Annotated in this window: 19 protein-coding genes and 2 tRNA genes; 16 read left to right on the forward strand and 5 right to left on the reverse strand. The window is 72.9% G+C overall.

Annotated features, from left to right (window positions below; all coding sequences use genetic code 11):
* Window positions 1-64: 64 nt before the first annotated feature.
* The 7 genes from G407_RS0107015 to G407_RS0107045 all read left to right on the forward strand — a co-directional run bounded on the left by G407_RS0107015 (window position 65) and on the right by G407_RS0107045 (window position 7,079).
* Window positions 65-1,603, forward strand: a complete 1,539-nt coding sequence (locus G407_RS0107015) for an ABC transporter substrate-binding protein (RefSeq protein ID WP_052341055.1) — start codon at window positions 65-67, stop codon at window positions 1,601-1,603.
* 64 nt (window positions 1,604-1,667) lie between these two features.
* Window positions 1,668-2,609, forward strand: a complete 942-nt coding sequence (locus G407_RS0107020) for an ABC transporter permease (RefSeq protein WP_029030246.1) — start codon at window positions 1,668-1,670, stop codon at window positions 2,607-2,609.
* Window positions 2,610-2,613: 4 nt separating this feature from the next.
* Window positions 2,614-3,471: an ABC transporter permease gene (locus G407_RS0107025; protein WP_029030247.1), complete on the forward strand. Its 858-nt coding sequence runs from the start codon at window positions 2,614-2,616 to the stop codon at window positions 3,469-3,471.
* Window position 3,472: 1 nt separating this feature from the next.
* Window positions 3,473-4,603 carry an amidohydrolase family protein gene (locus tag G407_RS26225; protein ID WP_043539154.1) on the forward strand — a complete coding sequence of 377 codons (1,131 nt, stop codon included), beginning with the start codon at window positions 3,473-3,475 and terminating at the stop codon, window positions 4,601-4,603.
* Window positions 4,600-5,622 carry an ABC transporter ATP-binding protein gene (locus G407_RS26230; RefSeq protein WP_043539155.1) on the forward strand — a complete coding sequence of 341 codons (1,023 nt, stop codon included), beginning with the start codon at window positions 4,600-4,602 and terminating at the stop codon, window positions 5,620-5,622. The genes G407_RS26225 and G407_RS26230 overlap by 4 nt, the downstream gene beginning before the upstream one ends.
* Entirely contained in the window at window positions 5,615-6,580 is a 966-nt protein-coding gene (locus G407_RS26235) for an ABC transporter ATP-binding protein (RefSeq protein ID WP_043539156.1), read from the forward strand. Before G407_RS26230 ends, G407_RS26235 begins: the two co-directional genes overlap by 8 nt.
* Window positions 6,567-7,079, forward strand: coding sequence for a RidA family protein (locus G407_RS0107045; RefSeq protein ID WP_052341056.1), 513 nt, complete (start codon window positions 6,567-6,569; stop codon window positions 7,077-7,079). The genes G407_RS26235 and G407_RS0107045 overlap by 14 nt, the downstream gene beginning before the upstream one ends.
* 5 nt (window positions 7,080-7,084) lie before the next feature.
* On the opposite strand, the gene G407_RS0107050 is transcribed toward G407_RS0107045, so the two are convergent.
* Window positions 7,085-7,855, reverse strand: coding sequence for an IclR family transcriptional regulator (locus G407_RS0107050; RefSeq protein ID WP_029030249.1), 771 nt, complete (start codon window positions 7,853-7,855; stop codon window positions 7,085-7,087).
* A gap of 220 nt (window positions 7,856-8,075) precedes the next feature.
* Here G407_RS0107050 and G407_RS0107055 point away from each other — a divergent pair, with 220 nt between their 5' ends.
* A complete protein-coding gene (locus tag G407_RS0107055; RefSeq protein WP_425337487.1) occupies window positions 8,076-9,209 on the forward strand; it encodes an aminotransferase class V-fold PLP-dependent enzyme in 1,134 nt (377 codons plus the stop codon).
* 194 nt (window positions 9,210-9,403) lie between these two features.
* Here the strand turns inward: G407_RS0107055 and G407_RS0107060 are convergent.
* Window positions 9,404-9,478: transfer RNA gene (locus tag G407_RS0107060), tRNA-Gly, on the reverse strand.
* A 180-nt stretch (window positions 9,479-9,658) separates the two neighbouring features.
* Here G407_RS0107060 and G407_RS0107065 point away from each other — a divergent pair.
* The 5 genes from G407_RS0107065 (at window position 9,659) to G407_RS0107085 (ending at window position 12,644) form a co-directional block, all read left to right on the forward strand.
* On the forward strand, window positions 9,659-10,216 hold the full coding sequence (locus tag G407_RS0107065) for a prolyl-tRNA synthetase associated domain-containing protein (RefSeq protein WP_084327368.1): 558 nt from the start codon (window positions 9,659-9,661) through the stop codon (window positions 10,214-10,216).
* 102 nt (window positions 10,217-10,318) lie between these two features.
* On the forward strand, window positions 10,319-11,251 hold the full coding sequence (locus tag G407_RS0107070; protein ID WP_029030252.1) for a thioredoxin family protein: 933 nt from the start codon (window positions 10,319-10,321) through the stop codon (window positions 11,249-11,251).
* Window positions 11,252-11,340: 89 nt separating this feature from the next.
* Window positions 11,341-12,015 carry an LON peptidase substrate-binding domain-containing protein gene (locus G407_RS0107075; protein ID WP_029030253.1) on the forward strand — a complete coding sequence of 225 codons (675 nt, stop codon included), beginning with the start codon at window positions 11,341-11,343 and terminating at the stop codon, window positions 12,013-12,015.
* 40 nt (window positions 12,016-12,055) lie between these two features.
* A complete protein-coding gene (locus tag G407_RS26240) occupies window positions 12,056-12,265 on the forward strand; it encodes a Trm112 family protein (RefSeq protein WP_043539197.1) in 210 nt (69 codons plus the stop codon).
* 94 nt (window positions 12,266-12,359) lie between these two features.
* Window positions 12,360-12,644, forward strand: coding sequence for a hypothetical protein (locus G407_RS0107085; protein WP_029030254.1), 285 nt, complete (start codon window positions 12,360-12,362; stop codon window positions 12,642-12,644).
* Between the two features lie 13 nt (window positions 12,645-12,657).
* On the opposite strand, the gene G407_RS26245 is transcribed toward G407_RS0107085, so the two are convergent.
* Window positions 12,658-13,608 carry a DMT family transporter gene (locus G407_RS26245; protein ID WP_084327369.1) on the reverse strand — a complete coding sequence of 317 codons (951 nt, stop codon included), beginning with the start codon at window positions 13,606-13,608 and terminating at the stop codon, window positions 12,658-12,660.
* A gap of 41 nt (window positions 13,609-13,649) precedes the next feature.
* Between G407_RS26245 and G407_RS0107095 the strand changes: the two genes are divergently transcribed.
* The 3 genes from G407_RS0107095 (at window position 13,650) to G407_RS0107105 (ending at window position 15,690) form a co-directional block, all read left to right on the forward strand.
* Window positions 13,650-14,513 carry a type 1 glutamine amidotransferase gene (locus tag G407_RS0107095; RefSeq protein WP_029030255.1) on the forward strand — a complete coding sequence of 288 codons (864 nt, stop codon included), beginning with the start codon at window positions 13,650-13,652 and terminating at the stop codon, window positions 14,511-14,513.
* A complete protein-coding gene (locus tag G407_RS0107100; protein ID WP_084327370.1) occupies window positions 14,510-15,481 on the forward strand; it encodes a class I SAM-dependent DNA methyltransferase in 972 nt (323 codons plus the stop codon). The genes G407_RS0107095 and G407_RS0107100 overlap by 4 nt, the downstream gene beginning before the upstream one ends.
* Window positions 15,482-15,600: 119 nt before the next feature.
* Window positions 15,601-15,690, forward strand: a tRNA-Ser gene (locus G407_RS0107105).
* A 445-nt stretch (window positions 15,691-16,135) separates the two neighbouring features.
* On the opposite strand, the gene G407_RS26250 is transcribed toward G407_RS0107105, so the two are convergent.
* Together G407_RS26250 and G407_RS0107115 are read right to left on the reverse strand one after the other, a co-directional pair.
* Window positions 16,136-17,959: a metallophosphoesterase family protein gene (locus G407_RS26250; RefSeq protein ID WP_245259035.1), complete on the reverse strand. Its 1,824-nt coding sequence runs from the start codon at window positions 17,957-17,959 to the stop codon at window positions 16,136-16,138.
* A gap of 350 nt (window positions 17,960-18,309) precedes the next feature.
* Window positions 18,310-19,485: a cation:proton antiporter gene (locus G407_RS0107115; protein WP_029030257.1), complete on the reverse strand. Its 1,176-nt coding sequence runs from the start codon at window positions 19,483-19,485 to the stop codon at window positions 18,310-18,312.
* Window positions 19,486-19,540 lie beyond the last annotated feature (55 nt).

The raw sequence follows: 19,540 nt of genomic DNA on the forward strand, positions 1-19,540 counted from the left end.
CTAGGGAAGGACTCGGCCAATCTTCCTTGTAAGGAAATCTATTCCACTATAAGGGAGGAACGCCATGAAGCACGCATCCAAGGCCACTCTGCGCTTCGCTGCCCCGCGGCTGCTCGCCGCCCTCGTGGCGGGGACCGCGCTCGCCGGCCCGGCCTTCGCCGACACGGTCAACGTCGCCATCGTCGGCGAGGCGGACACGTTCGACCCGATGATGTCCACCAAGGACGTGGTCAGCATCGTCACGCAGCATTTCCTCGAGACGCTCTACACGTTCGACGGCTCCTGGGCGGTGGCGCCGCTGCTCGCCGCCGACATGCCGGAGATCTCCGACGACGGCCTGACCTACACGATCGCGCTCCGCGACGGCGTCACCTTCCACGACGGCTCGGCGATGGACTCGGCCGACGTCGTCGCCTCGCTCGAGCGCTGGCTCGCCGTCGCCTCGCGCGGCAAGGGCGTGGCCGACAAGGTCGAGGCGGTGGAGGCGACGGGGCCGCTCACCGTCGAGATCCGCATGAAGGAGGCCTATGCGCCGCTCCTGTCGCTGCTCGCCTTCTCCAACTCCGCCGCGGTGATCTACCCGCAGGAGACGATCGCCGAGACTATGACCGACATCGTCGGCACCGGCCCCTACCGCATCGTCGAGCACGTGCCGGACCAGTACCTCCAGCTCGCCCGCTTCGAGGACTACGCGTCGCGCTCCGAGCCGTCGGACGGCGCCGCGGGCGCGCGCACGCAGGCGCCCGACGAGATCCGCTTCCTTCCCGTGCCGGATGCGAACACCCGCGTCGAGGGCCTGCTGGCGGGACAGTACCACTTCGCCGACGGCCTGCCGGCCGAGTCCTACGACCGCATCGAGGGAGCGGAGGGCGTCGAGCCGATGCTGCTGCGCCCGTTCGGCTGGCCGGTCTTCGCGATCAACCACAAGGACGGGCTCCTCACCGACCTGACGATCCGCAAGGCGCTTCAAGCCGCGCTGCCCATGGACGACATGCTCTACGCCGCCTTCGGCGACGACAATTTCTTCGTCGTCGACGGCCCGATGTACCCCGAGGGCTGGGCCTGGCGCAGCGAGGCGGGCACGGAGCTCTACAACCAGAACGACCAGGAGAAGGCGGCGGACCTGCTGGTGGAGGCGGGCTACGACGGCACGCCGCTGCGCATCCTCACCTCGCGCCAGTACGAGTTCCACTTCAAGATGGCCGAGGTCGCCAAGATGGCGCTCGAGGCCGCGGGCTTCACGGTCGAGATGAACGTGGTCGACTGGGCGACGCTCGGCCAGCAGCGCAACGACCCCGCCCTGTGGGACATCTACATCACCCATTCGCCCTTCCTGCCGGAGCCCGCGCTGACCGACCTCTACGCGCCGACGTCGCGGCTCGGCTGGTCGGAGCCGGAGAAGGACGCGATCCTCGCCCGCTTCACCACCGAGACCGACGAGGAGACCCGCCGGGAGCTGTTCGGGCAGCTCCAGGAGAAGCTCTACGAGGACGTCGGCTTCATCAAGATCGGCGGCTTCAACGCGCTGATGGGCCACGCCGCCGGGCTCGAGGGCGTCACCGCGACGCCGTGGCCGTTCTTCTGGAACGTGACGCTCGACTGAACGCCCTGCGCGCGACGGCCGGCTCCGAGCCGGCCGTCGCGACCCACCCACGCGAGCGGCTCGCATGACCTCCTATCTCGTCCGGCGGATCGTCGGCATGGTCGTCGTCATCCTCCTGGTGCTGACGATCGCCTTCGTCATCGTGCGGCTCGCCCCGGGCGACCCGGCGGCGCTCATGCTCGGGCCGGAGGCCACCCCGCAGGACGCCGTGGAGCTGCGGGCGCGGCTCGGGCTCGACCGCCCGATCCTGGTCCAGTACCTCACCTTCGCCGGCAACGCGCTGCGCGGGGATCTCGGCACCTCGATCTTCTTCAATCGCCCGGTGACCGAGGTCCTGGCGGGCCGGGCCGAGCCGACGATCTTCCTCGCCCTGATGTCGCTCGCGATCGCCCTCGTCATCGCCACCCCCATCGGCATCTGGGCCGCCTACCGGCGCGGATCCTGGCTCGACCAGGGGGCGATCTCGACGGCGATGCTCGCCGCCTCGGTGCCGAGCTTCTGGACGGGGCTGATGCTCCAGCGCTGGCTCGCCACCGAGCTCGGCTGGTTCCCCGCCGCCGGCTACGGCGGGCCGGACGCCGACTTCCTCGAGCGCATGCGCCACTTGATCCTGCCTGCGATCGTGCTCGGCATCGTCAATTCCGCGCTGATCCTGCGCTTCACCCGCGCCTCGATGCTCGACATCCTCGGCGAGGACTACATCCGCACGGCGCGCTCGAAGGGCATGCCGGAGAGGCGCGTGGTGCTGCGCCATGCGCTCAAGAACGCCGCGATCCCGATCATCACCATCGTCGGCCTCACCTTCGCGCTCCTCGTCTCGGGCGCCGTCGTGACCGAGCGGGTGTTCAACATCCCGGGGCTCGGCAACCTCGTCGTCTCGGCGGTGCTGCGGCGGGACTACCCCGTGATCCAGGGCACGCTGATCGTGGTGGCGAGCCTCTACGTCCTCATCAACCTCCTGACCGACCTGCTCTACCTCGTGGTCGACAAGCGCGTGAGGTACTGACGCCATGGCCGCCGGCGCCCTCTCGCGCGAGCCGCGCTTCCTCGAGCTCCTGTTCGCCCGGCGCTCCGTCGCCGTCGCGCTCGGGGTGTTCGTCGTCGTGCTCGTCGCCTGCGTCCTCGCCGACGTCGTCGCGCCCGCCGATCCGGCGCGGATGTCGGTGCGCGCCCGCCTGACGCCGCCGGGCGACGCCTACTGGCTCGGCGCGGATGCGTTCGGGCGCGACGTGCTCTCGCGCCTCCTCCACGCCGGGCGCGTGTCGCTCACGATCGGGCTCGGCGTCGCGCTGATCTCCTCGGCGATCGGCATCGTGATCGGCCTCCTCGCCGGCTTCTACCGGCGGCTCGACGGCGCCCTCTCGCGCCTGATCGACGCGATGATGGCCTTCCCCGACATCCTGCTCGCGATCGCGCTCGTCTCGATCCTGGGCGGCTCGATCGTCAACGTCGTGGCGGCGCTGTCGATCGTCTATGCGCCGCGGATCGCGCGCATCGTGCGCGCCTCGACCCTCGTCGTGCGCGAGCTGCCCTACGTCGAGGCCGCCCGCGCGCTCGGCTCCTCGACGCGCACGATCATGACGACGCACGTCCTGCGCAACATCGTCTCGCCGATCGTGGTGCAGAGCACCTTCATCTTCGCCTATGCCATGCTGGCGGAGGCGGGGCTGTCCTTCCTCGGCGTCGGCGTCGACCCCGCGACACCGACCTGGGGGACGATGATCGCCGAGGGGCGCCAGTACATCGACCAGGCCTCGTTCCTCATCCTGTTTCCCGGCATCGCGATCTCGGTCTCGGTCCTGTCGCTGCAGATCATCGGCGACGGGCTGCGCGACGCCATGGACCCACGACTCGCAAAGGACCTCTGACGTGGCTCTGACGCTGACCAACTTCACTCCCGTCGGGCTCGGGAGCACGCCCGCCACGATCCACGTCGGCGACGACGGCCGCGTCGTGGCGCAGGCGCCCGTGGGCGCGCGCGTCGTCGATTGCGGCGGGCGCTATCTCTCGCCGGGCTGGTGCGACCTGCACGTCCACGTCTGGCACGGCGGCACCGACATCTCGATCCGCGCCGCCGAGGCCGGGCGCGCCACCGGCGTGACGGCCATGGCCGACGCCGGATCGGCGGGCGAGGCGAGCTTCCACGGCCTGCGCGAGTACGTCATCGACCCCGCCGCCGAGACGGTGCGCGCCTTCCTGAACATCGGCTCGATCGGGCTCGTCGCCTGCAACCGCGTGCCCGAGCTCATCGACATGCGCTCGATCGACATCGACCGCACGCTCGCCGTGGTCGAGGCCAACCGCGACGTGATCTGCGGCATCAAGGTGCGCGCGTCGGGCGTCATCGTCGGCGCCTGGGGCATCACGCCCGCCAAGATCGCCAAGCGGGTCGCCGAGATCGCCGGGCTGCCGCTGATGGTCCACGTCGGCGAGCCGCCACCCCTGATCGACGAGGTCTTCGACATCCTGGGGCCCGGCGACATCGTCACCCATTGCTTCAACGGAAAGAAGGCGGGCTCGATCTCCGACACGCAGGCCCTGTTCGACCAGGCGGTGCGCCTCGCCGGCGAGGGCGTCGTCATGGACGTGGGCCACGGGGTCGCCTCCTTCGACTTCGCCACCGCCCGCCGCGCGATCGAGCGCGGCTTCCTGCCCGACACGATCTCGACGGACCTGCACCTGCGCAACATCGCCGGGCCGGTGCACGACCTCGCGCTGACCGCCTCGAAGCTGCTCGCGGTCGGCATGGGCTTCGAGGCCTGCATCGCCGCGATCACCGCGCGCCCGCGGGGCATCCTGAAGATCGCCGAGGCCGACGCGGCGGCGCCGGGCGCGCGGGCCGACTTCACCGTCTTCGGGCTCGAGGAGAGCGGCGAGGTCGCCGTCGACAGCATGGGCGCGACCCTCGTGCTCGAGCGCGTCCTCGCGCCCGCGCTGACCGTGATCGGCGCCTCCCTTGAGCCGGCGGCGCGGCGGCGGGCGCCGGCGGGGACGTCATGAGCGCGACGGCGGCGAGCGAGCCCGTTCTCGAGATCGAGGGACTGCGGGTGGCGTTCCGCGCCAGGCGCAGCGCGGTCACGGCCTTGCGCGACGTCGGCGTCGCGCTCGGCGCGGGCCGCACCCTCGCGCTCGTCGGCGAATCGGGCTCGGGCAAGTCCGTGACCTCGCTCTCGGTGATGGGGCTCCTGCCGCGCAACGGCGCGGTCGAGGCCGGCCGCATCCTCTACCGGCGCCGCGACGGGACGCGGGTCGATCTCGCCCGGCTCGACGAGACGCGCTTTCGCGCGATCCGCGGGCGCGAGATCGCGATGATCTTCCAGGAGCCGATGTCGTCGCTCAACCCGCTCTTCACCGTGGGGGACCAGATCGGCGAGATGCTGCTCCTGCACACGGATCTCGACGCGCGCGCCCGGCGCCGCCGGGTGATCGAGATGCTGGAGCTCGTCGAGATCCCGGCCGCCGCCTCGCGCATGAACGCCTACCCGCACGAGCTCTCCGGCGGCATGCGCCAGCGGGTGATGATCGCGCTCGCGCTCGTGTGCGAGCCCGCGCTGCTCATCGCCGACGAGCCGACGACGGCGCTCGACGTCACGATCCAGGCGCAGATCCTCGACCTGATGCGCCGGCTCCAGCGCGAGCTGCGGATGGCGATCCTGTTCATCACCCACGACATGGGCGTGGTCGCCGAGATGGCCGACGACGTGGCGGTGATGTACGCGGGCGCCGTCGTCGAGGCCGCGCCGGTGGCGACGCTGTTCGCCCGCCCGAGCCACCCCTACACGCGCGGGCTCCTCGCCACGATTCCCCGGCCGGGCCGCCCGCGCGGCGAGCGTCTCGTGCCGATCCCGGGGAGCGTGCCCGCGCTTTCGGCGATGCCGCCCGGCTGCGCCTTCGCCCCGCGCTGCCCGATCGCCGTCGAGGCCTGCCGCGAGCCCGTGGCCCTCGCGCCGCTCGAGGGCGACCACCGCGTCGCCTGCCACCTGGCGCACGCGCACGAGACGGTGGCCGCCCATGGCTGAGCCGCTTCTCCAGATCCGCGACCTGACGAAGACCTTCGTCACCCCGCGCGGCACCGTGCGTGCGGTCGACCGGGTGAGCTTCGACATCCCGCGCGGCTCGATCACCGGGCTCGTCGGCGAGAGCGGATCGGGCAAGACCACGCTCGGACGCACGCTCTTGCGCCTCGTCGAGCCGACCTCCGGCCACACCATCTTCGACGGGACGGACCTGAACGCGCTCGACGCGGCGGGCATGCGCCGCATGCGCCGGCGCATGCAGATCATCTTCCAGGACCCGGTCTCCTCGCTCAACCCGCGCCTGACGGTCGGTGCGATCGTGGCCGAAGGCCTCGTCGCCCACGGCATCGGCACGGCCCGCGAGCGGCGCGAGCGGGTGGCGGCGCTGCTCGAGGAGGTGGGGCTCTCGCCCGACCACATGAGCCGCTTCCCGCACGAGTTCTCCGGCGGGCAGCGCCAGCGCATCGGCATCGCCCGGGCGCTGGCGCTGGAGCCCGACTTCATCGTCGCCGACGAGAGCGTGTCGGCGCTCGACGTGTCGATCCAGGCCCAGGTGCTCAACCTGCTCCTCGACCTGCGCGCACGGCGCGACCTCACCATGCTCTTCATCGCCCACGACCTCTCGGTCGTGGAATACCTCTGCGATCAGACCGTGGTGATGTATCTCGGCCGGGTCGTCGAGGTCGGCCCCTCGCGGGATCTCTATACCGCGCCGGCGCATCCCTACACCCGCGCGCTCGTCTCGGCGATCCCGGTCCCCGAGCCCGGCGGCGCCGGTGCGCGCACGATCCTGCGCGGCGACATCCCGAGCCCGCTCTCGCCCCCGTCCGGCTGCGTCTTCCGCACGCGCTGCCCGATCGCCGCGGACGTCTGCGCCGAGGACCCGCCGGTCGCCGTCCGCGCCGGCCCCGACCACATCGCCTACTGCAAGAAGATCGAGGCCGCGCATGATCTCGTATGACGCCAGCACGACGACGCCCGAGACGAGCACGCCCGAGCAGCGGCTCGAGCGGCTCGGCCTGCGCCTGCCGGAACGGCCGCCGTCGCCGATCGGCGCCTTCTGCAACGTGCGTGTCTCGGGCGGCCTCGCCTGGGTCTCGGGCCAGGGGCCGGTCGAGGCGTGCGGGCGGCTGCGCACGGGCAAGGTCGGCGCCGACGTCACCCTCCAGGCGGCCTGCGCCGACGCGCGCCTCGTCGCGCTCAACATCCTCGCCGCGGTTCGCACGCAGCTCGGCAGCCTCGACCGGATCTCCGGGGTGGTGAAGCTCACCGGCCTCGTCAACGCGACGCCCGACTTCGCGGACCATCCCGCCGTGATCGACGCCGCATCCACCCTGATCGCCGACGTCTTCGGCGTGGGTGGCACGCACGCGCGCACGTCCTACGGCGTCGGCTCGCTGCCCAACCAGATCACCGTCGAGATCGACGCCGTGCTCGAGCTTTCGCCGCAGCCCCGATGACGCGCTCAGGCCGCCTTGCGCCCCATCGCCCGCTCGACGGCGCGGGCGGCGGCGCGGACCTCCTCGACGAGCACGTCGCGACGGTCGCGCGCGCGCTGCTCGGAGAGGACGAGCGACATCGTCAGCACGCACGCGCCCGAGACGTCGCGGATCGGCGCGGCGATGCAGGCGACCGAGTATTCGGAGTTGCTGATCTGGATCGCGAGATTGTCCTCGAAGTCTCGTCGCGACAGATCGGCGAGCCGCCCGGGGTCCGTCTCCGCCATGCCGGTCTCGGAGGGGCGCGCGGAGGTGGCGAAGGCGGCGAGCCGCTCGGCCTCCGGCAGGTGCCCGAGCAGCAGGCGTCCCGACGCCGTCCAGTTCAGCGGCACGCGGGTGCCCACGTCGGAGGTCACGCGGAAATGCCCGCCGCCGTCCGCCATCGCGAGCACCACCATCATGTCGCCGTCGCGGCCGCAGACCTGCACGGTCTCGCCGGTGCGCTGCGAGAGCCGGTTCATCTCGCGCCGCGCCTCGGCGTAGAGATCCATGTGCGCGCGGTAGACGAGCCCGTAGCGCATCAGCCGCGGGCCGAGCCAGATCGCCCCGGTCTCGGTGCGCGAGAGCATCTCGCGCTCGACCAGCTCGTCGATCAGCCGATAGATCGTGGAGACCGGGGCGCCGGCCGCCTTCGCCAGCTCGTAGGCCGTCATCGCCCGCTTGCGCTCGGTCAGCGCGTCGAGGATCTGCAGGGAGCGGTCGATGCCGCTCGTGCGCTTGCGAGGTTCGTCGGTCATGCTGTCGGTCTTGCTCTCCGGGTCGGGTCGTCCGCCGGGATGATCGGGCCCTATTCCCTTACTATGGAAAACCATCCCTCGGCACAAGGATCGCGTCATGGATGACGTCATGGCACCCCACGGAGCGCCCGCACGCGACGACGAGCCCCCGGCGGGCGAGGATCTCTGGTCCTGGCACGATCGGCACGGCTTCCGGCGCATCGTCAACGTCTCGGGCACGATGACGGGGCTCGGCGCCTCGGTGGCGTCGCCCGCGGTGCGCGAGGCGACCGCGGCGGCCATGGGCCGCTTCGTGCGCATGCACGAGCTCCAGGCGCGCGCGAGCGCGACGATCGCGCGGCTCACGGGCGCGGAGGCCGGCTTCCTCACCGCCTCCGCCAGCGCCGGCATGACGCTGTCGATCGCCGGCTGCATGACGGGCCTCGATCCCGCGCGCGCGGAGGCGCTGCCGGCGCATCCCGGTCCGCGCTTCGAGGTCGCCGTGCAGCTCGGCCACCTGTGCGGCTACGGCGCGCCGGTCGAGACCGCGATGGCGCTCGCGGGCGCGCGCACCCGCCCCGTCGGCCAGTCCACGCTCGCCATGGACCACCAGCTGCGCGGCGCGCTCGGCGAGGCGACGGCGGCGGCGCTCTACGTCGTCTCGCACCACGTGGTCCACTACGGCCAGATCCCGTTTGCGACCTTCGCCGCGATCGCCCGCGAGCGGGGGGTGCCGGTGATCGTGGACGCGGCGTCGGAATACGACCTCACCGGCTTCATCGAGGCCGGCGCCGATCTCGTGGTCTATTCCGCCCACAAGTTCCTGGGCGGGCCCACCGGCGGCATCGTCGCCGGGCGGCGCGACCTCGTGCGCGCCGCCTATCTCCAGAACGTGGGGATCGGGCGGGGCATGAAGATCGGCAAGGAGAGCATCGCCGGCGCCATCGCGGCGATGGAGGCGTGGATGGTGCGCGACCACGCGGCCATGCGCGCCGCCGAGGAGGCGACGCTCGCCCTGTGGGCCTCGGCGATCGCCGGCATTCCCGGCATCGAGCCGCGCATCGTCCCCGACCCGACCGGCAACCCGCTCTCGCGCCTCCAGGTGGAGGTCGACCCGGCGCGGGCCGGCACCACCGCCGCGGCCTTCGCCCGGGCCCTCGCCGAGCAGGACCCGGCGCTGATCGTACGCGACCACGAGATCGAGCTCGGCTACTTCCAGCTCGATCCCTGCAACCTGCTGCCGGGCCAGGACCGGATCGTCGCCGAGACGCTCGCCGCGGTGCTGCGCGCGGGCGCCGCGCATCCCGAGCGCCCCGGAGACCGCGCGCGCGCCCGCAACGGCGGCGTGGACGGCTATCTCGCCTGGCTGGCGTGACGGCACGATCGCCGACGCGGCGCGCGCCGAGGCAAGCGCGCCGCGGGAGCCCGCAGGCGCGCGCGGTCGTCCACGCGAGGGAGTGAGTCGCGCGAGGGAGATTTGCAGCGCGAGGGAGATGGGCCGACGGCAACGCGGACGGCGGCGCTCTCGCGCCGCTCGCGTCCTTGCACCGACACTCGAGATGGGAGAATTGGAGCGGGCGAAGGGATTCGAACCCTCGACCCCAACCTTGGCAAGGTTGTGCTCTACCCCTGAGCTACACCCGCTCGCTCCGGACCGCGGGGCGTCGCCCGCCGTCGAGGCCGGTGATATGGACCAGCCGAAAACGGATTGCAAGCGGAAAAATGCGGGCCGCACGAGGCGCCCGTCGCGGAGCCTCCGGCCCCCCCCCCTTCGCCCGCGCGCGCCCTTGAGCCCGTCCCCCCGGATCGCGTAGAACCGGCGCCATGGACGACACCGCCCCGCCCTCCCCCGCCGCTCCCCTCGATCCGCAGGCGCTGTTCGCGCTCCTCGACCGCCACGGCACGCCCCACCGGACGGTGGAGCACGAGGCCGTCTTCACGGTGGCGCAGTCGCGGGCGATCGAGCGCGACCTGCCCGGCGGGCACACCAAGAACCTCTTCCTCAAGGACAAGAAGGGCAGCCTCTTCCTGGTCACGGCGGAGGCGCACGCGGCGGTGGACCTCAAGCGCCTGCACGTGCCGCTCGGGGCCGCGAGCCGGCTCTCCTTCGGCTCGGCGGATCTCCTGCGCGAGACGCTCGGCGTCGAGCCGGGCTCGGTGACGCCGCTCGCGCTCGCCAACGACCGGGCGGGGCGGGTGCGCTTCTTCCTCGACCGCATGCTGGCGGGCCTCGACACGATCAACGTCCACCCGCTCGTCAACACCATGACGACGGCGATCCCGACGCCGGCGCTCGTCGCCTTCCTCGCCGCGGTCGGCCACGCGCCGACGCTCGTCGACCTCCCGGCGCCGCCCGAAGCCGGGGAGACGGGCGCACCCTAGGGAAATTCCTCTGGCACGCCCGCGCCCGGCACCCCATCTTGAGCCGCAGACACGCGGGCCGCGCGAGGCGCGCCCGCAGACCCGAACCGGAGCCGAAGCCACATGCTCTCAGACGCGATGAACCCGGGCGGCGCCCTGCCCGAGAGCGCCCCGGCGGACCTGATCAAGGACGCGACGACGGCGAGCTTCCGCGAGGACGTGATCGCCGCGTCCATGCGCACGCCCGTGCTCGTCGATTTCTGGGCGCCCTGGTGCGGCCCCTGCAAGCAGCTCGGCCCCGTGCTCGAGAAGGCGGTGCGCGCCGCCAAGGGCAAGGTGAAGCTCGTGAAGATGAACATCGACGAGCACCCGGCCTACTTCCAGCAGATCAGCCAGGCGCTCGGCGTGCAGTCGATTCCCGCCGTCATCGCCTTCGTCCAGGGCCAGCCGGTCGACGGCTTCATGGGCGCCCAGCCCGAGAGCCAGATCAAGGCCTTCATCGACAAGCTGTCCGGCGCCGCCGGCCCCTCGCCGATCGAGCAGGCGCTCGAGGAGGCCGCGACCCGCGCGGCGGCTGGCGACGCGCAGGGCGCGGCCGAGCTCTTCGGCGCCGTGCTCCAGCGCGAGCCCGACAACATGGTCGCGCTCGGCGGCATGGCGAAGCTCCATGTCGACACCGGCGACCTCGACGGCGCCGAGCGCGTGCTCGCGATGGCCCCGCCGGAGAAGGCGCAGGACCCGGCGCTCGCGCCCGCCCGCAAGGCGATCGAGCTCGCCCGCCAGGCGGCGGCGCTCGGCGACGTCGCCGAGCTCGAGGCCCGCGTCGCCGCCGACCCGGACGACCACCAGGCACGCTTCGACCTGGCGCTCGCGCTCAACGCCCGCAACGCGCGTGTGCAGGCCGCCGAGGCGCTGGTTGAAATCGTGCGCCGCGACCGTAGTTGGAACGAGGACGGGGCCCGCAAGCAGCTCGTGGAGTTCTTCGAGGCGTGGGGTCCCAAGGACGAGGCCACGGTGGCGGGTCGGCGCAAGCTCTCCTCGGTCCTCTTCCGCTGAGATCGCGGGCGAGGCGATCGCGGCGGAGGCGGCCGGCGCCGACCGGCGGGACACCAGAGCGCGGGGTAACCGGACATGGGTATGCGGACATGGCGATGAACGCCACCTATCGCGGGCCGCAGGACTGCCCGGGCACGATCCCCGTGTTCCCGCTGCCCGGGGCGCTGCTGCTCCCGCGCGGGCAGATGCCGCTCAACATCTTCGAGCAGCGTTACCTCGCCATGATCGACGATGCGATGCGCACCGACCGCATCATCGGCATGGTCCAGCCGGACGCCGAGGCCGGCGGGCAGGGCGGCGCGCCGCGGCTCTACGGCATCGGCTGCGCCGGCCGGATCACGCAGCTCGCCGAGACCGGCGACGGCCGCTACCTGGTCACGCTCACCGGCATCGCGCGCTTCCGCGTCGTGGCCGAGCTCTCCGCGATGACGCCCTATCGCCAGGTGGAGGCGGACTTCGCCCCCTTCGCCAGGGACTTCACCGCCCGCGCGGGCGAGGACGAGGTCGACCGCGAGGGCGTGCTGCGCACGCTGCGGCAGTTCGTCGACGCGATGGAGGTGGAGGTCGACTGGCGCGGGGTCGAGCAGGCGCCCAACGAGGCGCTCGTCAACGCCCTGTGCATGATGACGCCCTTCGGCGTGCGCGAGAAGCAGGCGCTGCTCGAGGCCCCCGACCTCAAGAGCCGCGCCGAGGCGCTGATCGCGCTCACCGAGATCGAGATCGCCCGCTCCGGCGACGACGACGGCGAGCCGACCCTGCAATGACCCGTACGACGAGAGCCAGGCCATGACCGACGAGACCCCGATGCCGTCCGAGAACGCGCCGCCCGCCGCCGCCGAGCCGCTCGCCATCGACCCCAAGCTCCTCGAGATCCTGGTCTGCCCGCTGACCAAGGGGCCGCTCGAGTACGACAAGGCGGCCCAGGAGCTGGTCTCCCGCCAGGCCAAGCTCGCCTACCCGATCCGTGACGGCATCCCGATCATGCTTCCCGAGGAGGCCCGCCCGCTCGGGTGAGTCCTTCGCCGGCTTTGCGTCTCGTCAATGCGCACGCCGCCGGCGGGTGTATGCTTCTCGAAAAGCGAAGAACCGACGCTGCGAGGAGACGCCCATGATCAGCCTGATCGACGCCATCGGCCTGTCCGACCTCACGGAGGAGGAGATCGCCGCGCTCGCCGAGCACGAGCACGTGCCGGAGATGGTCGCCGCCACTCTCGGCGCCTACCTGCTGCACGAGGCCCACGGCCCCGAGCGCATCCGCGACATGATCCTCGACGACGTGCGCGCCGCCATCCACCGCAGGGACATCGCCCACGCGCACCAGCTGATGGGCGCGCTGCGGCATTTCCTGGCCGAGCACCCCGAGGCGGCGCTGCGCCCGCACGACGGGGCCTGAGCCTCCGAGCCCGTCAGGCCCCCTTCCCGCGCTCCGCGAGCGCGATGCCGCCCAGCACCAGGGCGAGCGCCGCCGCGTGGTAGAGCCGGAAGGGCTCCGACAGGATCGCCACCGCCAGCATCGCGCCGAAGACCGGCACGAGGTTGACGAACAGCCCCGCGCGCCCCGGCCCGATCAGTTCGACGCCGCGCATGAAGCACAGCTGCGCGATCAGCGAGGGGAACAGCGAGACGTAGGCGAGGATGAGCCAGCCCTCCGGCCCGGGCCAGAGCACGCGCCCGGTGGCGATCTCGAAGCCGAGCAGCGGCAGCGAGGTGAGGAAGGCGATCGCGGCCATGGCCGTGAAGAAGGCGAGCTGCGGCATCGCCGGGCGCGACCGCAGCGCCAGCGTGTAGCCCGCGTAGGCGAGGCCCGCGATCATCATCAGCACGTCGCCCGGGTTGAACGAGAGCGCCATCAGCGCGGCGAGGCTTCCCTGCGCCGCCACCACCGCGACGCCGGCCAGCGTCACCACCATGCCCGCGACCTGGAGGCCGGTGATGCGCGTGCCGTAGACGACCAGCGCGCCCACGAGCACGACGACCGGGATGCCGCCCTGGATGATGGTGAGGTTCACCGCGCTCGTGTAGTGCGCCGCGACGTACATGAGCGAGTTGAACGCCGTGAAGCCGACCGCCGCCATCAGCGCGATGCGCCGCCAATGCGCCCGGATCGTCGGCCAATGCGCGACCAGGTCGCGCCGGGCGAGCGGGGCGAGGATCGCCACCACCAGCAGCCAGCGCAGGGCGGTGAGCGCCATGGGCGAGATCTCGCCCACCGCGAGCCGCCCGGCGACGGCGTTGCCGCCCCAGGACAGGGCGGTGATCGTCAGGAGCAGGTAGGCCCGGCCGGAGGCGCCCGCGGGGAGACGGGACGTCCTCGCCGCAGGCGTCTGCGCCTCATTTCGCTTGCGGGCGTCCGCCATTGCGCTATGTCACCGCGTCTCACGGGAGCGTTCGTCGATCCATGGCTCTACGGTTTCTCGTCGTCGAGGGCAACGCGCGCGCCGAGCGCGAGACGCACAGGCGGCATTTCGGAACCACCTATGCCGAGGGCTGGGCCGCGCTCCTGAGCGCGCTCGTGCCGGGCTGTGCCTGCGACATCGTCTGCCCGGCGGACGAGGATGCGCGGCTGCCCGATGCCGGCGGGCTCGAGGGCTGGGACGGCGTCTTCCTCACCGGCTCGGCGCTCAACCTCTACGACGGCGGGCCGGCGGTGGCGCGCCAGATCGACCTGATGCGCGCGGTCTACGCCGCGGGCACGCCCGCCTTCGGCTCGTGCTGGGGCCTGCAGGTCGGCGCCGCCGCCGCGGGCGGGACGGTGGTGCGCAACCCCGCCGGCCGCGAGGTCGGCTTCGCCCGGCGCATCGTGCCGACGCCGGCGGGCCGGGAGCATCCCATGCTCGCCGACAGGCCCGCGGCCTTCGAGGCGCCCGCCGTGCACCTCGACATCGTCGAGACGGCGCCCGAGGGGACGACCGTGCTCGCCGGCAACCGCCTCGCGCCGATCCAGGCCGCCGAGATCCGCCACGACGGCGGCCTGTTCTGGGGCGTCCAGTATCATCCCGAGTTCTCGCTCTCGGAGCTCGCCGCGATCGTCGACCGCCTGGCCGAGCCGCTGACCCGCGAGGGCTTCTTCGCCGACGTCGCCGGCGTGAGCGCCTTCGCGGCGGACCTGCGCGCGCTCGACGCCGATCCCGGCCGCGGCGACCTCGCCTGGCGCCACGGGATCGACGCCGAGGTGCTCGACCCGACGCGCCGCACCGCCGAGATCGCCCGCTTCGTCGCGCATGCGGTGGTGCCGGCCAAGGCCGCGCGGGGCCGGGCATGAGCCCGCCGATCCCGCTGCAGGCGGCGGCGCGCCCCGCGGCCCGGCCCCTCGTCGTCCACCGCTCCTCGGGCGATCTCCTGGCGGACCGCCGCTATGCCTGGGCCGCCGGCTGGCTCGAGGACGGCGACGCCGCCGCCGCCGCCGACCTCGCGGCGCAGGCGCTCGAGCGCGCGCCCGGATTCGCGCCGGCCTGGGCGCTGCTCGGCGAGGCGCTCGCCGCGCAGGGCGACGCGCCCGGCGCGATCGCCGCGCTGGAGCGGGCGCGGGCGCTCGAGCCCGACGACCCGCTCGGCGTCGGCGTGACGCTCGCCCGGCTCGGCGCGCTGCCCGCCGCGGACGCGATGAGCGCGGGCTACGTGCGTGCGCTCTTCGACACCTACGCCGAGCGTTTCGACGAGCATCTCACCGGCGATCTCGGCTATCGCGGCCCGCAATGCCTGCGCGACGCGCTCGATCGCCAGGCGCCGGGGCGCCGCTTCGCCCGCGCCCTCGATCTCGGCTGCGGCACCGGGCTGATGGGCGAGGCGATCCGCGACCGCGTGGAGCGGCTGGAGGGCTGCGATCTCGCGCCGGCGATGGTAGAGAAGGCGCGCGAGAAGGGCGTCTACGACGCGCTCGCGGTGGCCGAGCTGACCGACTGGCTCGACGCCGCGCCGACGGGCGGGGCGGACCTGATCCTCGCCGCCGACGTGCTCGTCTACGTGGGCGACCCGGTCCACGTGCTGGCCGCCGCCCGCGGCGCCCTCGCCGAGGGCGGGCTCTTCGCCTTCACCGTCCAGGCGCTCGACGAGGCGATCGCCGGCGAGGGCTACGCCATCGGCGCGGACGCGCGCTTCGCCCACGGCGCCCGCTTCCTGGGCGCGCGCGCGGCCGGCGCGGGCCTGCGCGTTGCGCGGCTCGAGCCCGTCGTCACCCGCCGCGACGCCGGACGCCCGGTGCCCGGCCATCTCGTCGTGCTGACCCGCTGAGCCGCCGGCGGCCTTGCGCCCCGCGTTTCCCGCTTGCCGCCCCCGCCGCCCCGTGCTATCGCACCGCCCGTCGCTCGATACGGGACAGGCGCGCTCGCGCCCGCGTCCCACCTCGGTTCGGAGAGGTGGCAGAGTGGTTGAATGCACCGCACTCGAAATGCGGCATACGGGCAACCGTATCGGGGGTTCGAATCCCCCCCTCTCCGCCACGACGACCCCGAAAAGGGAAGGGCGCCTTCGGCCATCTCGAACACGGGATCGCGCACCGGGGCTCCCCCTAAGTCCGCCACGACGGCTTGTCCATCCCTTTGGGGTCAGGCCCAGCGCGGCCGCGGAGGCATCTGCAGCCGCAGACACGCCCTGCGAGCGCCGCGACCATCGAGCGTACGAGAAGCGCCCCGAGCCCCGCGCCCGCCGCGCGACGGCAATGCGTCCCCGCCCGTCGGGAAAGGCGTGCTCGAGGGCGTTGGTGACCAGCTCGCAGGCGAACGCGTCCCGGCCGAGCGACCATGACGCCCTCCGGATCACCCCGCCCTTTCGAGCCTCCTCGCTCGCACGGCATTCGCAGAGGCGCCTCGATCGGCACGACCGGGGCGCAGGCGCGCCTCGGACGGCTCGAGATCGGCGCCGAAGGGACGGCGTCCCGCGAGGGCGTCAGCCGGCTCTGCCCGTGAATCTGTCGGCGCCGGCCTCCTGCCCGATCGGGCCGGTGGCCGCGCGGCCCGCCGAGCCCGACCCGGCGAGAGCGATCCGCTCCGGGGCGAGCAGGCGCAGCGTCGCGCCCGCGCCGGCGGCCAGCCGGTGCAGATAGAAGTAGCCGTCATCGCCGCCGGTCATCACCGGCGAGGGTGCCGATACGATGCGCAGCGGGCCCGACGAGCCGATCCAGTCGAGGTGGCGATGCCCGTGCATCACCACGATCCGCTCCGCCTCGGGCCGCAGCCGGCGTACGAAGGCGCTGCCGTTGAGGAGCGCCGTGCCGATCCGCGAGGCGAACCGCGGACGCCCGGGATACTCGATCACGTGGTGGTGCAGCGCCACGATCCAGCGCGCGTGGGGATAGGCCCGGAACGCGGCGCTCATGGCGCGCGCCTGCTCGTGCGAGACGAGGCCGAGGGCGTTGGTGAAGGAGAAGCTCGCTTCCACGTTCGAGTTCAGGAGGACGACGCCCAGGCCGCCCGGCGTGGCGGGCGGCGCGACCATGGGGAACATGTCGCCCCAGAGCCGGCCCAGCGCCCGTGCGGAGCGCAGGTCGCCGCGATCGCCGAAGCTGCGGATCATGTCCTCGTGCGGACGAAGCGCCGCGCGCAAGGTCGGGCCGGGCCGCCCGCTCGCGCCGTCCGGCACGCGCACGCGCTCCCCCTGCAGGCTGTCGAGGGCGGACAGGACGCGCATCTCGCGCAGCGTCCGCCCGCCCGCCCCGGGCAGCTCGAGCCGCGCGGGGTTCGCCCGGTCGACGATGTTGAGATCGTGGTTGCCCGGCAGCAGCAGCAGCCGCGGGGCGAGGTCCGGGCGACGTTCCACCGCGTCGAGGAAGGCGGCCCACTCCGTGGCGCGGCCGGCATCGGTCATGTCCCCGCTCACGAGGATCAGGTCGAGCGGCGCCTCGGCGTCCGCGCGCGCCAGCGCGTCGAGGGTCCGCTCCAGCGCCTGGTTGCCGCGCGGGCCGGCTCGGCCGCTCTCGAGCCGCGGCTCGTAGGGACCGCCGACCGTGTGAAGGTCGGAGACGTGGGCGACGCGCCAGATCGGCGCGCCCGGCTCCGGCGCGTCGAAGCCATCGAGGCCGCGCGGGGTTTCCATCACGGCGTCGGCGATGCTCCAGGCCAGCGCGGCCAGCGCGAGGAACACGCCGACGATGACGACGCTGTTGGCCAGGGTCGGCGCGATCAGGCGCTGCGGGGTGCGCAGGTCCGCCACGTTCCCCGCCCAGCGCGTCGCCGGCCAGGCCTCGACGACCGCGAGGCTCGCCAGCGCCGAGAGCAGCAGCCCCGCGGCGAGCGTCGCGGCCGCGGTCGCCTTGCGGCGCGCCGCCGGATCGAGCCGGCGGGGCGCGTGCCGCTCGACGAGGTGGCGCAGGCTCTCGCGCACGAGGACGTAGGCCGGCTGGACGACGACGGAGACGAGGGACCAGAAGCTGCGCTCCGTCGTCCGGTAGAGCGCGCGCCCGCCGAGCAGCGCGGCCCCCAGCGCCGCGATCAGCGTGAGGCCCGCGGCGAGGTCGGAGACGAGCTCGGCCGATTGCCGCGGCAGCAGCCGCAGCCAACCGGTGGCGAGAAGGGGTGCCACGCCCAGCAGCAGCGCCGGCAGCACGATCATGATGCCGGTCACGAGCGCGAGCTTGAACAGGTTGATCTCGACGAGCATGCTGCCGGCCAGCGCGACGAGGGAGCGCCCGTGCGGGCTCGCCGCGTCGTCCTCCACGTCGCCCTTGCGCGGGTCGAGGATCGGGTCGTTCCTACGCTCCTCGGCTTCGGCCACATGTCTCTCCCGTCCGCAGGAGCGCCCTGCACCGCACCACCGCCCCCGTAGCCCGCAACCGGTGCACTCTAGGGCCAAACGCGGCTCGGCTCACCGATAGGCGCGGGGACGCATCGCCGCAACGCGTCTCCTCGACGAGGGCGCGCCGACGCGGGTCTCCGATCATGCCCGCAACCGACCGCGGCAAGACCGGCGCCCGGTCGGCGACGACCGTCTTGCCCGCCCTCGCCGTACGCGACGTCACGCCGCGCTGCGCGGCGCGGGGCCGGGCTATCCGCCGGCGGAACCCGCGCGCGACCGACGCGCGGACCCAGGGCGGCGTCGATCCTGCCGACTGGATTGCCGTCGGCTCACGGACGCTCGCCGATCCGCCTGCCGGAATAGCGCGTCAGCAGCGGGCCGATCAGGCAGGTGAGAAAGATCACGAGGATGACGGCGTCCTCGACCCGGTCGCCGATCAGGTCCATCTCGGCGCCGATCACGATCACGGCGAGCGTCGCGGCGGCCTGCGGCAGGGTCAGCCCGATGACGGCGGTCCGTTCCAGGGCGTCGTAGCCGAACAGGCGGCCGGAGATCAGCGATGCGGCGGTCTTGCCGAAGGCGACGACCCCGAGCAGGGCGGCCGCGAGCCCCCAGGTGGCCGCCTGGCCGAAGACCGCGAGATCGAGACGCATGCCCGTCTTCACGTAGAAGAACGGCACGAACAGCATGCGCCCGGCGAACCGCACGTGCTCGTGCAGCTCGGGACGCCGCTTGATCGGCTGGTTCAGGCACAGGCCCGCCAGGAAGGCACCGAGGATGTCCTCCGTGCCGATCGCCTTCGCGGCCGTCGCGAGCACCACCAGCACGACGAGCAGGAAGAGCGCTTTCTCGGCGAGCGTCGTCTCTTCGTCGTCGAGGAGCCTCGCGGCGATCCGCGGAACGACCGCGAGGGAGACGGCCGCGACGAGCGCGAGCAGCAGGAGCGGGAGCCACCAGGATCCGGAGCCGCCGCCCTCCCCGTCGGGCTGCTGGACGAGGATCGCGAGGAGGACGAGCGCGAGCGTGTCGGTGATCAGGGTTCCTCCGATCGCCGCGACGATCGGCCTTCGGTCGACGATGCCGAGGCGCTCGAGCATCGGATAGGCGACGAGCGTGTGCGAGGCGAGCGCCGCGCCGAGCAGGAAGGCCCCGGTCCAGCCGAGGCCGGCGAGGAGGCCGACGCCGACGGCCGGGGCGAGCGAGAAGCCGGACGCGAGCAGCCCGAAGGCGATCGTCTCCCGCTTGTGCCGGCGCACCACCTCCATGTCGATCTCGAGGCCGGCCATGAACATGATGAAGAGGAGGCCCAGCGTGCCCAGGAGGTCGACGACCGGCTCCTCGGGCAGGAGCGCGAGCGCATCCGGCCCGACCAGCATCCCGACGAGGAGGAGACCGACGACCGCGGGGACGCGCGAATGCTCGAGCGTGAGCTGGATGACGAGGGCGATCGACACCACGATCGTGAACTGCACGAGCACATCGCCGACCGTGAGGGATTCGAGCATCCGGCCTCCTCGAGGGTGCGCGGCAGGAGGTCGCGCAGGGCGCCTCGTCAAGCGG

This window comes from Salinarimonas rosea DSM 21201 (genome assembly GCF_000429045.1).
Taxonomy (GTDB): Bacteria; Pseudomonadota; Alphaproteobacteria; order Rhizobiales; family Beijerinckiaceae; genus Salinarimonas; species Salinarimonas rosea.